This is a genomic window from Bifidobacterium sp. M0307, from assembly GCF_016100445.1.
GTDB classification, from domain to species: domain Bacteria; phylum Actinomycetota; class Actinomycetes; order Actinomycetales; family Bifidobacteriaceae; genus Bombiscardovia; species Bombiscardovia coryneformis.
The window spans coordinates 588,917-603,802 of the sequence record NZ_JACFSL010000001.1; the positions used below are offsets into that span (position 1 = coordinate 588,917).

The 14,886-nt window shown below is 60.1% G+C and carries 13 protein-coding genes and 2 tRNA genes; 13 read left to right on the forward strand and 2 right to left on the reverse strand.

Annotation, left to right across the window (positions count from 1 at the left end; genetic code table 11):
* Positions 1-16 precede the first annotated feature (16 nt).
* Positions 17-1,507, reverse strand: a complete 1,491-nt coding sequence (gene thrC / locus H3V08_RS02255) for a threonine synthase (protein WP_198181466.1) — start codon at positions 1,505-1,507, stop codon at positions 17-19.
* A gap of 291 nt (positions 1,508-1,798) precedes the next feature.
* On the opposite strand from thrC, the gene glyA reads away from it, so the two are divergent.
* The 12 genes from glyA to H3V08_RS02315 all read left to right on the forward strand — a co-directional run bounded on the left by glyA (position 1,799) and on the right by H3V08_RS02315 (position 13,328).
* Positions 1,799-3,106, forward strand: coding sequence for a serine hydroxymethyltransferase (gene glyA, locus H3V08_RS02260; protein ID WP_110444690.1), 1,308 nt, complete (start codon positions 1,799-1,801; stop codon positions 3,104-3,106).
* 272 nt (positions 3,107-3,378) lie between these two features.
* Positions 3,379-4,713 carry a glutamate-5-semialdehyde dehydrogenase gene (locus tag H3V08_RS02265; protein WP_198181467.1) on the forward strand — a complete coding sequence of 445 codons (1,335 nt, stop codon included), beginning with the start codon at positions 3,379-3,381 and terminating at the stop codon, positions 4,711-4,713.
* On the forward strand, positions 4,710-5,300 hold the full coding sequence (locus H3V08_RS02270; RefSeq protein WP_045921228.1) for a hypothetical protein: 591 nt from the start codon (positions 4,710-4,712) through the stop codon (positions 5,298-5,300). Before H3V08_RS02265 ends, H3V08_RS02270 begins: the two co-directional genes overlap by 4 nt.
* Positions 5,301-5,329: 29 nt before the next feature.
* Positions 5,330-6,022 carry a nicotinate-nucleotide adenylyltransferase gene (gene nadD / locus H3V08_RS02275; RefSeq protein ID WP_081830865.1) on the forward strand — a complete coding sequence of 231 codons (693 nt, stop codon included), beginning with the start codon at positions 5,330-5,332 and terminating at the stop codon, positions 6,020-6,022.
* Positions 6,023-6,130: 108 nt separating this feature from the next.
* Positions 6,131-7,147 carry a ribose-phosphate diphosphokinase gene (locus H3V08_RS02280; protein ID WP_033489972.1) on the forward strand — a complete coding sequence of 339 codons (1,017 nt, stop codon included), beginning with the start codon at positions 6,131-6,133 and terminating at the stop codon, positions 7,145-7,147.
* A gap of 111 nt (positions 7,148-7,258) precedes the next feature.
* Positions 7,259-7,329 (forward strand) — tRNA-Gln (locus H3V08_RS02285).
* 68 nt (positions 7,330-7,397) lie between these two features.
* Complete coding sequence (locus H3V08_RS02290) at positions 7,398-8,195, forward strand: HAD-IIA family hydrolase (RefSeq protein WP_033489974.1); 798 nt, start codon at positions 7,398-7,400, stop codon at positions 8,193-8,195.
* A 14-nt stretch (positions 8,196-8,209) separates the two neighbouring features.
* A complete protein-coding gene (gene glmU / locus H3V08_RS02295) occupies positions 8,210-9,586 on the forward strand; it encodes a bifunctional UDP-N-acetylglucosamine diphosphorylase/glucosamine-1-phosphate N-acetyltransferase GlmU (RefSeq protein ID WP_269748716.1) in 1,377 nt (458 codons plus the stop codon).
* A 135-nt stretch (positions 9,587-9,721) separates the two neighbouring features.
* Complete coding sequence (rsfS, locus tag H3V08_RS02300) at positions 9,722-10,210, forward strand: ribosome silencing factor (protein ID WP_033489976.1); 489 nt, start codon at positions 9,722-9,724, stop codon at positions 10,208-10,210.
* On the forward strand, positions 10,207-10,938 hold the full coding sequence (locus tag H3V08_RS02305; protein ID WP_198181468.1) for a histidine phosphatase family protein: 732 nt from the start codon (positions 10,207-10,209) through the stop codon (positions 10,936-10,938). The genes rsfS and H3V08_RS02305 overlap by 4 nt, the downstream gene beginning before the upstream one ends.
* A gap of 171 nt (positions 10,939-11,109) precedes the next feature.
* The gene (locus H3V08_RS02310; protein WP_198181469.1) at positions 11,110-12,111 is read left to right on the forward strand and encodes a hypothetical protein; all 1,002 of its coding nucleotides are present in this window, start codon (positions 11,110-11,112) and stop codon (positions 12,109-12,111) included.
* Positions 12,112-12,242: 131 nt separating this feature from the next.
* Positions 12,243-13,328 carry a glycerol dehydrogenase gene (locus H3V08_RS02315; protein ID WP_033489980.1) on the forward strand — a complete coding sequence of 362 codons (1,086 nt, stop codon included), beginning with the start codon at positions 12,243-12,245 and terminating at the stop codon, positions 13,326-13,328.
* Between the two features lie 237 nt (positions 13,329-13,565).
* On the opposite strand, the gene H3V08_RS02320 is transcribed toward H3V08_RS02315, so the two are convergent.
* Positions 13,566-13,638 (reverse strand) — tRNA-Ala (locus H3V08_RS02320).
* A 245-nt stretch (positions 13,639-13,883) separates the two neighbouring features.
* Between H3V08_RS02320 and H3V08_RS02325 the strand changes: the two genes are divergently transcribed.
* A complete protein-coding gene (locus tag H3V08_RS02325) occupies positions 13,884-14,885 on the forward strand; it encodes a D-2-hydroxyacid dehydrogenase (RefSeq protein WP_198181470.1) in 1,002 nt (333 codons plus the stop codon).
* Position 14,886 lies beyond the last annotated feature (1 nt).

The window sequence follows — 14,886 nt, forward strand, 5'->3', positions numbered from 1 at the left end:
CCGGCAGGTGGGTTCCCTAGCTGTTCATTTCCATGGCGGCACGGCGAACGTATGCCGGCATTTCCGCGATATCTATGCAGTCCGCGAAGCGGACCTTGGCCGTTTCCAGGTTGCGCAGGTTGGACGGTGCCTGGGTGTGGGTCGCATCAGAGAGGACATCCATGCAGGCGAAGTCGCTGCCCTGGGTGGCAAGCCCCAGTGATTGTCCGACCACACGGGGGAACTTGTATGGGCTTGCGGTCGAAAGAAGGATGCGGGGGATGCCGTCGCGGCGGTGCCCGCGGTTCATTACATGGTAGCCGCAGGCAGTATGGGGGTCCATCAGATAGTTGTGGTCCTGCCAGCAATCGTGTATCGCTGCAGACACCTCGTCTTCATCGGCCCAGCCGCATGCAAAGAGAGACTGGATTCGTCTCAGGAGGCCGGACGGGACCTGATATCGGCCGGTAGTGGCGAGGTCTTCCATCAGGGAGGCGATCAGTTTCGTGTCGCCGTCAGACATGTAGTAGAGCATCCTCTCCAGGTTGGAGGAGATGAGGATGTCCATGCTGGGGGAGGTGGTGGTGTAGAAGGGGCGGTTCCTGTCATACACTCCGGAGGTCAGGAAGTCCGACAGGACCTTGTTCCGATCCGAGGCAACGGTCAGCCGTTCCACCGGCAACCCCATCATCTTGGCGTAGTAACCAGCCAGGATGTCTCCGAAGTTGCCGGTGGGCACGAAGAACTCCACAGGGTCCCCGGCCTTGATGGCACCCTGATCAAGGAGGGAACCGTAGGCATGGAAGTAGTAGACGACCTGGGGGACCAGACGACCCACGTTTATCGAATTGGCCGATGACAGGGCGGTTCCGGCTCCGTTTGCCAAGGTGGAGGCCAGCTCCCGGTCGGCGAAGATGGTCTTGACGGCTGACTGGGCATCATCGAAGTTGCCTCGGACGGCACAGACACGAACGTTGGAACCTGCCTGGGTGACCATCTGCAGCCGTTGTACCTGGCTGACCTTGCCTTCCGGGTAGAAGACCGTGATGCCCGTGCCCGGGGTGTCGGCGAATCCTGACAGGGCAGCCTTGCCGGTGTCGCCCGAGGTTGCCGTCAGAATCATGATTCGTTGGTCGTCGTTTCCCTGGGGGAGGGCCTGGCTCATCAGTCTGGGCAGTATCTGGAGGGCCACATCCTTGAAGGCCGAAGTCGGGCCGTTGAAGAGCTCGAGCACATAGTCATCGCCCACCTGGGTCAGTGGGGTGATCGCGGGGGTGGACCATTGTTCGCCATAGGCTGCCCGAATCGACCGGTCCAGTTCATCGGCCGTGTAGTCATCCAGAAGCAGCCCCAAAATTCTGGCTGCCGTCTGCCGGTAGGTCTGCCCGGCCAGGCAGGCTGGGTCGACCTGGATCGATGCCAGTTGATCGGTGACGAAGAGACCGCCGTCCGGGGCGATTCCTTGACGTATGGCCTGCTTGGAGGTCACGGTCTGTTCTGTGCTGCGTGTGCTGTGGAATACCTTCATGCGGTAGTGCCCTTCCGCCCTGGTCTCTCCTGATGGTCCGCCTTGAAATACAAGGAGGTAGATCACAATTCTATTCCTGGGTAAGGTCGGGAAGCCGTATTGTGGCCAAGGGCCGCAACCCTGTTCGTTCAAGGCCGGACAGGGCTTTATAGGCTCCTGCCTGCCAAGAGGTGGGTTCATAATGTGGACAGATTCGAGGAGAAATGGCGATTCCGTTAAGGTGTCCAGCGTACAGTATTGCCAACCAGCCTTGAATACGTGTGGCTGTGCGTCAAACAAAAGGAGAGACCTATGGTCGAAGAGAATCTGGTACAGCGATCAAACGATGCCTTCAACTCTTCGATTTCGCAGGTCGACCCTGAGATCGCCCGGTTGCTGGATTGCGAGTTGGACCGTCAACGTGGCGGACTGGAGATGATCGCCTCCGAGAACTTCGTCCCCAAGGCCGTTCTGCAGGCCCAGGGTTCCGTGTTGACCAACAAGTACGCAGAGGGATATCCCGGAAGACGGTACTACGGCGGTTGTGAGTGGGTCGATCAGGTCGAGACCTTGGCCCGCGACCGTGCCAAGGAGCTCTTTGGCGCCGAATACGCCAACGTGCAACCGCATGCCGGCGCCCAGGCCAACGCCGCCGTCTATCAGGCGCTGATCAAGCCGGGGGATACCGTCCTGGGTCTTGCCCTGGACCATGGCGGTCACCTGACCCATGGCATGAAGATCAACTTCTCAGGACGTTTCTATCGGGCTGAGGCCTATGGGGTCAATCCCGAGACCTATCGCATCGATCCTGAGATAATCCGTCAGCGTGCCAAGGAAGCCCATCCGGCCCTGATTATCGGCGGCTGGAGTGCCTATCCCCGTATCGAGGATTTCAAGGCCATGAAAGAGATAGCCGATGAGGTCGGTGCCAAGTTCTGGGTGGACATGGCCCACTTTGCGGGTATGGTGGCAGCCGGACTGCATCCGAGTCCGGTTCCCTACGCAGATGTGGTCTCCTCCACGGCCCACAAGACCCTGGGCGGGCCACGTTCAGGCTTCATCCTGGCCAAGCAGGAATACGGAAAGAAGATCAACTCCGCCGTCTTCCCCGGTAACCAGGGTGGGCCCCTCATGCATGTCATCGCAGCCAAGGCCGTTGCCTTCAAGCTGGCGGGAACCCCCGAGTTCAGGCAGCGCATGCAGCGCACCCTGGATGGGGCCAAGATTCTCGCAGAGCGACTGATGGCTCCCGATGTTGCGGCAAATGGAATCACCGTCCTGACCGGTGGAACGGACGTTCATCTGGTCATGGTCGACCTGCGCAACAGCGAAATGGATGGTCAACAGGGTGAGGACCTTCTGGCGCGCGTCGGCATCACGGTCAATAGGAACACGGTTCCCTTCGACCCGCGTCCGGCCTCCGTGGCATCGGGTCTGCGCATCGGCACCTCGGCACTGGCCACCCGAGGATTCGGCGACGCACAGTATGAAGAGGTGGCCGACGTGATCGGTACCGCCCTTGCTCAAGGCAAGAACGCCGACGTTGATGCCCTCAAGGCTCGCGTGGACCGTCTGGTCGAGGAGTTCCCGCTTTACCCCGGGCTCGAACAGACCCACTGATTGGAAGACTCGGAATCATCGATTCCCGGTAACCGGAAGACCTGGTCGTGACTTGGCCGGGTCTTCCTGCTGTCTCAGTGGGCGGGGACTGGCGCTTCGCCGGGGCAGGTAATCGGGGAACCCCACTCATTCATCCTCTCGGGATTCAAGGAATCACTGACTTCCTGTGACGGATGCCACGGGTGGGAAAGTCGGGCAACCGTGCCGTCAGGGTTACAATCGGAGCAATAGCCAGATTGGGCCCCGGCCCTGGATTGCGAGAGGACCACAGGATGAGTGATCAGCAGACCTCCCTGAGTCAGTCGGATATCTCTGCCAGGGTCTGTGCCATGGCGGACAGGGCAGCCCAGTCCCAGACCGGATTGGCCCTGATGGATGGCGAGGCCAGGAACGCCCTGCTTATGGCCCTGGCGGATGCCCTCATCGCCTCGGCTGGCGATATCGAGGCAACCAATCGATCCGACCTGGATGAAGCCTTCGAATCCGGCATGTCGGCAGGTCTGATTGACAGGCTGCGTCTGGACACGATCAGGGTGGCTGCGGCCGCCAGGGGAGTTCGTCAAGTGGCCGCCCTTCCAGATCCCCTTGGCAGCCTGGTGCAGGGGCATGAAATGCCCAACGGTGTGCGGCTCAACCAGGTCAGGGTGCCTCTTGGGGTCGTAGCCATGATTTACGAAGCCCGCCCCAACGTAACCATCGATGTTGTCTCCCTCTGCCTGAAATCCGGCAATGCCGTTCTTCTGCGTGGCGGTCATGCGGCGGAACGAACCAACCGGGTCCTGGTCGATCTGATTGGCGGGGTATTGGAGCAAGAGGGGTTGAACCCGTCCCTGGTTGCCTCGGTCGATGAATTCGGCAGGCAGGGTGCTCAGGCCCTGATGCAGGCCCGCGGTCATATCGACCTCCTGATTCCGCGCGGTGGTAAGGATCTAATCCAGAGCGTCGTCTCCCAGGCAACGGTACCGACAATCGAGACCGGTGCAGGTAACGTTCATATCTATCTGGACAGGTCCGCGGATCCGGACAAGGCCATCCCGATCATCGTCAACGCCAAGACCCAACGGGTCGGTGTCTGCAACGCCGCTGAAAAGCTGATTGTCCACCGCGATGTGGCTGCTGACTTCCTTCCCCGTATTGCACGTGCCCTGACCACCGCCCAGGTGGAACTTCGTCTGGATACGGTTTCCATGGACATCCTCTGTTCCCGTGGCGCCGGCAATGACGGCGAGGGAGTCGACCTACCCCCGGAACTGCTCAGGGAGGCGGAGTCCGAGGACTGGGGGACCGAGTACCTGGATATGAAGATGGGGGTCAAGGTGGTCGATTCCCTCGACGAGGCCATCGATCACATCAACCGGTACTCCACAGGTCACACCGAGGCAATTCTGGCTGAGGACTATGAGGCTGTCGAGGAATTCACCAAACGGGTGGACTCTGCTGTGATCATGGTCAATGCATCGACCAGGTTCACCGACGGAGGCCAATTCGGAATGGGGGCCGAACTCGGCATCTCCACCCAGAAGCTCCATGCGCGAGGACCCATGGGCCTGCAGGAGTTGACAACTACCAAGTGGGTCGGTTACGGAAGGGGGCAGGTGCGCCCGTGAATGAAGAGGTTGAGGAACTGTTCTGCCAAGAGCGCGACAATCCGCGTATATGGCTTCGGGTGGCATCAGAGCGGCTGAGCATACTCAGATATGTCTTCCTGGTTCAGATAGAGGACGGCATTCCCGATGCCGAACAACGGGCATGCCTTGAATACGCCGATGCTGTCTTGATTGGCTGGCCGGATGAGGATTCCGATCAGGTACATGATCTGAATGAGGAGGAGCTCAACGAGGTCCGTCGTCAGATTACGGTCATGGAGGATCACGTCCCTACCTTCCGCAATCAGGAACAGGACGGGAAGATAGCCGATCTGGCGGCCTCCCTGGTCATCATCACCCAATGCGTGGCACAGGTGCGTCGCGCCTACCAGCCCGAGTTTCCCCTGCCGACCTTCGCCGAGATTCGGCGGGTTGTGCAAGAGGAATGGGACGCCGATATGGAACGTATCGGTTCCGATCGGGTCAGTCCCAGTGCCGAGCAGCTCAAGGAGGAGGTCATTGCCGAGAGGGAGGAGAACGCCTCCCTTGTCAGGCAGGAAAACCGCGAATCAGCAGGTGATGGGCACGGGGCTGGTGATGCCAGGTGAATCCGGGAAAGTCGGACGGGGACCGCAGAATGTCCGATTTGTCCAAGATTGACCAGCCAGGGCCGACGGACCCTACCCGGCTTCATACCGATGTTCCCGAGCCGGGTAAGAGGACCAGGGTTGGGATCATGGGCGGAACCTTCGATCCGATCCATAATGGGCACCTGGTCGCCGCCTCGGAGGTGGCATGGGTCTATGACCTGGACGAAGTCATCTTCGTGCCTACCGGGCGGCCTGTGTTCAAGCTCGACAAGGCCGTGACCAATGCCGAGGACCGATATCTGATGACGGTCATAGCCACGGCTTCCAATCCAAAATTCACGGTTTCCCGGGTCGATATCGACCGACCGGGTGTCACCTACACCGTTGACACCCTCCGCGATATCCAGCGACTGAGGCCCGACAGCGATCTCTTCTTCATCACCGGGGCTGATGCGGTTGCCGAGATCATGCGCTGGAAGGATGCCGATACCATGTGGGATCTCGCCCACTTCGTGGCCGTATCCCGACCGGGGTACTCGTCCAGCCTGCCCGCCCTGAACGTGCCCGATCATAAGGTCGATATGTTGGAGATCCCCGCTCTGGCCATCTCCTCCACGGACATCCGTCGCCGATCGGTGAAGGACATGCCCGTCTGGTATCTGGTCCCCGATGGGGTTGTCCAGTACATCAACAAGCACGGGCTCTACAGACACAGAGGCGGCGAGACCGAAACGGATTGAGGGCATGTCAGGGGCGCAACGGGTCCGGGCAACACGAATTACCGATAGTGTCAGTGTGCGCGATTATCATGGGTCCTGTCCGCTTCAGCGACAACAACGTTTGGAGATATGGTGAGCGCAATCCTCGAAGGCAGACCAGGCAAAAATCTCATACTGGTAACGGGTAGAACCCACCCGAAGCTTGCTGCGGATGTGGCCGATCAACTCGGCATCGATGTTCTTGAGACCACGGCCTACGACTTCGCCAACGGCGAGATGTACGTACGGTATACGGAATCGGTGCGAGGAGCGGATGTCTTCGTTCTCCAGAGCCATGCCGATCCCATCAACAAGTCAATCATGGAGCAGTTGATCATGATTGATGCCCTGAAGCGTGCCTCCGCGCGCAGCATCACCGCCGTATGCCCCCTGCTGGGCTACTCGCGCCAGGACAAGAAGCACCTTGGTCGTGAACCCATCTCCTGCCGTCTCATGTTCGATCTCCTCAAGGCTGCGGGTGCTGACCGAATCATGTCGGTGGACCTGCATGCGTCGCAGTCCCAAGGCTTCTTCGACGGCCCGGTGGACCACCTGATTGCCATGCCTGTACTGGTGGATTACGTCCGCGACCGGATGGACCTCTCCAAGGTTGCCGTCGTTTCTCCCGATGCCGGCCGCATCCGTGTGGCAGAGCAGTGGGCCCAGCGACTGGGTGGCGTTCCCCTGGCCTTCATCCACAAGACCCGTGATGTGACCCAGCCCAACAAGGCCGTGGCACACCGTGTGGTCGGCGAGGTGAAGGGACTGGACTGCGTCCTGGTCGATGACCTGATCGATACGGGTGGCACCATTGCCGAGGCCTGCAACGTGCTTCGCGATGCCGGCGCCAACTCCATCACCATCGTGGCCACCCACGGCGTCATGTCCGGCCCTGCCGTGCAGAGGCTCCGCGATTGCCAGGCCAAGGAAGTGGTCGTGACCGATACGGTTCCGATTCCTTCCGAAAAGCGTTGGGACGGACTGACGGTGCTCTCCATCGCCCCGCTCCTGTCCTCGGCCATCAGGGCGGTCTTCGAGGACGGCTCGGTCGCCAAGCTCTTTGATACCTACCCTGCCCATCACGGTCAGGGATTCCTCTTCGCCTGAGAGGGTCTCGGACGACTCGGCTGTTCCGGACGGCGCCCGGTCTGTACCGGGCGTGCCGCAATCGCTGGTCTGTGGCATAATAAAACCTGGCGGGTCGCTAGATTCCGCCCTTCCCCCATGGTGTAATGGCAGCACACGGGTCTTTGGAACCCTTAGTCTTGGTTCGAATCCAGGTGGGGGAGCTTACGCTCGCCGATTTTCCGGTCGGAGACGGCCTTAAGGGGTCGGTGATCAACCGAAAGGAACTGACTTGGCAGTCAAGAAGATCGAAACCTGGCTCACCGATATGGACGGGGTGCTGGTGCATGAGAATACCGCCTTGCCCGGAGCTGCCGAATTCATCGAGACCCTGAAGGAACATGATCGACAGTATCTGGTCCTGACCAACAACCCGATCTACACCCCGCGTGACCTCTCTGCCAGACTGGGGCGTAGCGGCATCGATGTGCCCGAGGACCGGATATGGACATCGGCCCTGGCCACCGCGGACTTTGTCGCCCGGACCATTCCTCGCGGTTCCGCCTACGTGATTGGCGAGGCCGGTCTGACAACGGCCCTGCATGAGGCAGGATTCATCCTCTCCGATATCAATCCGGACTATGTCATCCTCGGCGAGACCAGGACCTACTCCTTCGAATCGATTACCACGGCCATACGGCTGATACTTGGGGGAGCCCGCTTCATCTGCACCAACCCCGATGCGACCGGGCCCAGTGAGAATGGTATTCTGCCCGCGGCCGGATCGGTGGCCGCCCTGGTGACCAAGGCAACCAACCGCGAGCCCTACTTCGTAGGCAAGCCCAATCCCATCATGTTCCGCACCGCCCTGAACCGCGTCGGTGGGCACTCGGAGACCACTGCCATGATTGGCGACAGGATGGATACCGATGTGGTGGCCGGCGTCGAGGCGGGTCTCAACACCTTCCTGGTCCTGACCGGCATCACCAAGCGTGAAGAGGTGGAGACCTTCCCCTTCAGGCCGGACAAGGTGGTTGATTCGATCAAGAACCTGATTGATGTCGCCGAGAGCGGGGTAGTGGAGTTTTGACACGGGAATCGGGCCTGACGGCCGGTATCATCCTTGCAGCCGGTGAGGGGACCCGCATGCGGTCCTCCCGTCCCAAGGTCCTGCACAAGTTGGCAGGCAAGACCTTCCTTGAGCGGGTCATGGCATCGGTCACGGCCCTGGATCCGGGACTGACTGCTGTCGTGGTCCATTTCCAGGCCGAAAAGGTCGCCGCCGCAGCGCGTTCGTATGATGACCGGGTCCGTATCGTCCAGCAGGATGATCGCCCCGGTACGGGCCGCGCAGTCCAGTGCGCCATGGACCAGCTTGACCGGAGTCTCGACCCCGATGGATACGTGCTTATTGCCGCTTCCGACATGCCGCTTCTTGATACGAACACCCTTCGCGGGTTGATTGACCACCATATCCAGGCCGGAGACGGGGCGACGGTCCTGACCGTGAGTCTGGATGACCCGACCGGCTACGGTCGCATCATTCGGGACCAGGATGGGCGGGTGCTCCGCATCGTCGAGCAGAAGGATGCCACCGGTACCGAGCTTGCCGTCAGGGAGGTCAATACCTCCGTCTACGTCTTCAATGTCGATGTGCTCCGCCAGGCCATCAAGGGCCTCAAGGACAGCAACGCCCAGGGGGAGTTCTACCTGACCGATGCCTTGGAGACGGCCCGCCAGTCGGGTACGGTGGGTGCCTTCACGGCTCCTGACCCACTCAGTGTCGAAGGCGTCAATGACAGGGTCCAGCTGGCCTCCCTGTCCAAAAAACACAACATACGGGTATGCCACGAGCTGATGCGATCCGGGGTGACCATCCTGGATCCGGAGACCACCTGGATCGAGGACGGCGTAACCATCGAGCCCGACGCCACGATTCTGCCGGGCTGCTTCCTTCAGGGGCATACCACCATCGCCTCGAATGCGACGGTTGGCCCTTATACGACCCTTATCGATGCCGTCATCGACCAGGACGCCACCGTGGAACGCTCAAGAGTGCAGGAGACCCACATCGGTGCCAGGGCCAATATCGGGCCGTGGACCTATATGAGACCAGGTAATGACCTGGCCGAGGACACCAAGGCCGGAGCCTTCGTCGAGATGAAGAAGGCCAAAATCGACCATGGGACCAAGGTTCCCCATCTTTCCTACGTGGGTGATACCCATATCGGTCATGACAGCAATATCGGCGGCGGGAGCATCACGGCCAACTATGACGGGGTGCACAAGAATCGGACCGAAATAGGGTCAGGTGTCCATGTCGGCGCAGGTAATCTCTTCGTGGCCCCCGTTCAGGTCGGCGACAGGGTGACGACCGGTGCAGGCACAGTGATTCGCCATGAGGTCCCTGACGATGCCATGGTCTATTCCACCAACGACCAGCACACGGTCGAGGACTGGAAACCGGAGTGGGAGCGCTGAGTCGTTCCTCCGAGGTAACCCGCGACCTGAAGCCAGGCTCCCTTTTCAAAGGGTCAAGGCTTGGGGAATAATGGTGGATACAGTACATAGAGCAGTGTTCGAAACCTCGGACACTTCCGATTGAAAGGCGTTTCAGTGCCAGCATTGCAGGATTCCATAGACGCGGTACGGGTGGCCGCGCAAGCCGCCAACGATATCAAGGCCATGGACATCGTCGCCTTCGACGTCTCCCAGCCGATCGCCATTACCGACATCTTCATGGTGGCAACCGGCGGAAACGAGCGGCAGGTCCTGGCCATCGCCGAAGAGGTGGAGAAGCAGCTCCACATCCAGTGTGGGCGCGACACCCGCTCTCGTGAGGGGGTCGAAGAGGCGCAGTGGATCCTGTTGGACTATGGGGACTTCGTCATCCACATCATGCACAAGCAGGCCCGGAAGTACTACGACCTTGAGCGCCTTTGGAAGGACTGCCCTCAGGTTGACCTCCAGCTGGAGCATCAATTCACCCTGGATGATGACCAGTCCGAGGAGGAGGATTCCGACTCCCTGATGGCCGGATTCGACGATGCCGACATGCGCAGTCGGTTCGCCCGTCAGGAAGAGGATGAGGGGAAGCGGTCATGAGCGGGGGAGCCGGTTCGCTTCCGCATGTGCGTTCCCTGACCCTGGTCAGGCATGGGCAGACCGATTACAATGCCAAGCACCGTGTTCAGGGGCAGATCGACATCCCCCTGAACACGGTCGGTCGTTGGCAGGTTGAGCGCTCTGCCGAGGAGCTGCGACGCGAATATGTCGATACTGCTCCCGAGGGACGGAAGCAACTGGTCATCGCATCCGACCTGGGCCGGGCCATGGATACGGCCCGGGCCTTTGCCGACCCCCTGGGGCTGGAGGTCCATCCCGATCCCCGTCTGCGCGAGCGCGGATTCGGCGATTGGGAAGGTGTCAGTACCGAAGAGGCCATGGAGCGTTGGCCTGAGGACTATGCCTCATGGATGAGCGGCGGAGGCGGTGAGCTCAACCACGGTGCCGAGTCCAAGATCGAGGTGGGTCGGCGCGGACTTGAAGCCATCAATGAATGGACCCGGTCGGCCGATGCCGATACCGACCTGTTCGTCTTCTCCCATGGGTCGTTCATCTCCCAGTCGCTCCAAGCCCTTCTGGGTATGGCCAGGACCTATCCTGAGTACGTGGGCATGGTTACGATGCGTAACGCGCATTGGGCCAGGCTGGTGGCCAGGGACATGCTGGACGGTCAGTTGCGTTGGTCCATGATCGATTTCAACAGGGGGCCGGCCATAGCCATGCGTGGCGACTGGGATCGTCCCATGGGTCTGGTGGTTCAGGACTGACCGCTGGACCATGCGGCAGGATACGAGAGGGTTCCGCATTCTGCTCGGTTCGAATTCGGCCTTGCGCGAGTGCAACCGGTGTGCCGGGAGCGCCTATCACACGTCCGACACAGGCCGGCGATATCATGATTCATCAGTAGGTACGGTTGATGGGTATGAAGGAGCCGGGGTTTGAAGAATTTCTTCCATGACATATCGTGGGCTCAGATTGTTGCAGGAGCCCTAGCTGCCATGACCTCCTTCTGGCTGGCTGCGAAAATCGGCGTGGCCGGGTCCATCATCGGTGTGGCCATTGGCTCCATCGTTTCTGCGGTGGCGTCACAGTTGTACAAGAACGTCCTTGAGGCTTCGGGGCAGAAGTTGCAGGAGACCGTCATCGGCGGAGACGAAGGTGACGATACCGGGGGGTCGACGAGCATGGCATCAAAAGAGGAAACCGAAGTCACTCCCCGGGTTGCCCAGGGAGGCCATCACGACCCTTATGCAGGTCAGGAGACCAGGCCCATTCCCCAGGTCGGGCAGGAAACGACAGTGCTCCGTCCTGTGGGCGGTCAGGTGGATGGTGAAACAACCGTTCTGTCGCCGTCTGATCCGGATATAGGTGGCACCAGTGTCATGGAGCCTGTTCCGGCAGGGACGGGGCAGTCGCAGACCGGTAGGACCGTGGCCTCCTCCAATGGTGGAAAAGTCCCTACGGCAGCCGATCGCCTTGATGGCGCCGTCCAGGGTGACCATGTGGCGAACTCTTCCGCAGAGCAAATCAAACGCAGGAAGCGCAACATCGTCATCGTCTCCGTCGTCAGCGCCCTGGTGGCGGTCATTTTGAGCGCTCTTGCCATCAACCTGCTGACCAAGGGTGAAGGCACCGATCATGTGGTGCGTAATGTCGTCAGTCCATCAACCGTCGTGCAGACCCCCGAGGAAAACAGACCGTCGGAGACCACTCACACCCATGGGAATCAGAGTGAACCAGGTCAGCCCGGTGTGACCAATCAGCCCAGTCATGAGCAGACCCAGACGCCTCAGCAGACCACTGCTCCGACACAGCAGGAGCCGGTGCCCAGTCCGTCAGCATCCACTTCCCAGACCCCCGAAATTCCGGAGACTTCCCCCTCTCCAGGAGATTCTCCCGATTCGACCTCTACGCCGACACCTCAAAAAACGGCACAATAAGACGGTTTCGTCCTTCGTGAGGTCATCTCCAGTCACGGCTTGACGGTATGGTCCGAATTAGGTGGATAACGAAATCCCCTTAAGCGACCAACGTCGGTTCGACCGATGGATGTTATTACGAAAGGAACTGTATGCGTAAGGTTCTCTGCTCTCCCGGAAGCTATATCCAGCAAGAAGGCGCCATGGGACAACTGGCCGACGAATATGCGGCCATCGGCTCCAAGGGCGCCCATATCATCGTCGATCCGATGATCGACAAGCTCTATCACCATCAGATCGTCTCATCGTTTGATGCGAAGGGGACGCCCTACCAGCTCATGGAGTTTGGGGGCGAGTGTTCCTCGGAAGAGGTCAACCGTCATCGCGAGCACATCGGATCCAATGATGTGGTCATCGGCATCGGTGGAGGCAAGACTCTGGATACGGCCAAGGCAGTGGCTTTCTATGCCAATCTGCCTGTCATGATTGTGCCCACCGCGGCATCCTCCGACGCGCCGTGCTCGCGCCTGTCCGTTCTCTACCGTCCAGATGGTGTTTTCGACAAGTATCTTCCCCTGCCTGCCAATCCCGATGTTGTCCTGATGGACACGGACATCATCACCAAGGCTCCGGTGCGGTTCCTGGTGTCCGGCCTTGGTGACGCATTTGCCACCTATTATGAGGCGGCGGCCTGCGTTCGTTCGAACGCCGTGACCATGACCGGCGGCCACGCCACCAACGCAGCCTTCACCCTGGCCAAGCTCTGCCATGACACCCTCCTGGAAGATGGCGTCAAGGCTGTCGCTGCCGCCAAGGCCGGTGTGCGTACCGCCGCCCTGGAGAACATCATCGAGGCCAACACCCTGCTCAGCGGGTTGGGCTTCGAAAGCTCCGGTCTGGCTGCGGCACACGCCATCCATGATGGTATGACCGCTCTTGAAGGTACCCACAAGATGCTTCACGGCGAAAAGGTGGCCTTCGGAACCCTGGCCCAGTTCGTCCTGGAGGATCGCTCCTTGGACGAAACGGCAGAGGTCTACGATTTCTTCCGTCAGGTCGGCCTGCCGACCTCCCTGGAAGAGATCGGCATAGGAGATGCCACCGACGAGGACCTGCTCCGTGTCGGCGAGCTCGCTTGTGGCCCCGACGAGACCATGGGCAACATGCCCTTCGAGGTGACCCCTGTCGACGTGGCCAACGCCTTGCGTGCAGCCGACGAGGTGGGCAAGAACCTCTGATTCGCCATCTGATGGAAAGGCCACGGGCGTGGAGCCTGTGGCCTTTTCTGTATGTATGAGGCCACTCTCACAGGCAGAGCCTGGATGGGATGCGACGTCAGTGGTTCAAGGTCGGCTACTTCACGCTGGCTGAGGATGGGGTGACGAGATTGAAGCTCACATAACTGTCCGACAGAATGGTGTCAGGAGTTACCGATATAAAAAAGCCGCCCGACTGAATCGGACGGCTGACTTCTGTGGAGCTAGGGGGGTTCGAACCCCCGACCTTCTCCATGCCATGGAGACGCGCTACCAGCTGCGCCATAGCCCCGTGCTTGTGAAGCCTTGGCTATATTACACCAAGGTCGCAGAAGTGAGCAAATCAGTGTGTTGCCTTGATTTTCCAAGGATTGGACAAACAAGTAGCGCAGAGCCGGTATTGGAGTGACCGAATCAGGGCTTTGCAGGGCCTTCTACGATAGGATGGGGCATACAGCAGGCACTTGCGCCGATTCGTGAGCGTGCAGGTACATGGTCGTAATCCTGATGTATCGCAAGAAAGGTGGTGCCGTAGCCATGGGGAACAGGTTGAGGGCCTACAGCGCTGCGACGGAACCGCTGATTGTGAACTGCTTGCCGCTGACCGATGAGGAGCGGGGGGAGTTCATAGAGGCCGCGGACGGTGTGCGGCAGATATTCGTTCTGGATCCTGCCCAGCGTGGACGGATGCAGTGGCCGATGCGGTTGCCGGAAGGGAACAGGGACGAGGTAACGATCATTTTCGGCAATCCGCCTGCCGACCAGGTGGCCGATTGCCAAAACCTGGCATGGCTCCAGACCTTGAGTGCAGGTGTGGACGCATATCTCCAACCTGGCCTTATGCCGGACGGCGCCCTTCTGACCAGTGCCTCGGGAGCCTACGGGCAGTCCGTTTCCGAGGAGATGTTCGCGATGATGTGGGCGCTTATGAAGGACCTGCCCGCATACAGGGACAACCAGAACAAGGGACTATGGAAGCCCAGGGGAGCCGTCTATTCGCCGCGGGGAGCCAAGGCACTCGTTTTGGGAACGGGTGACCTGGGATCGAGCTTCGCCCGATTGGTCAAGGCCGTAGGAGGAACGACCTATGGCATCCGCCGTCATCCCGACAAGCAAGTGGACGGGTTTGATCACATGGCGGGAACCGACCGGTTGGATCAGCTTCTGCCTGATATGGATATCGTGGCCCTGGCTCTGCCGGCTTCGGCGGCAACCCACCACATCATCAGCAAGGAGCGACTGGCCCTGATGAAGCAGAACGCCGTCCTGGTCAATGCAGGCAGAGGAGATGCCGTCGATTGCCTGGCCTTGGCTGAAACCCTGGAAGCCGGACGTATCCTGGGTGCTGGACTCGACGTGACGGAACCGGAGCCGCTTCCTGCGGACCATCCCCTCTGGTCTCAGCCGCGGTGCCTGATTACCCCACACGTCGCCGGAGGGGCCCATCTGGCATCAAACGTCGATAAGATCATCGAAATATGCCTGGATAATCTGCGTCGCTATCGGGCAGGACAACCTTTGCGCAACCGAGTGAGGTAAC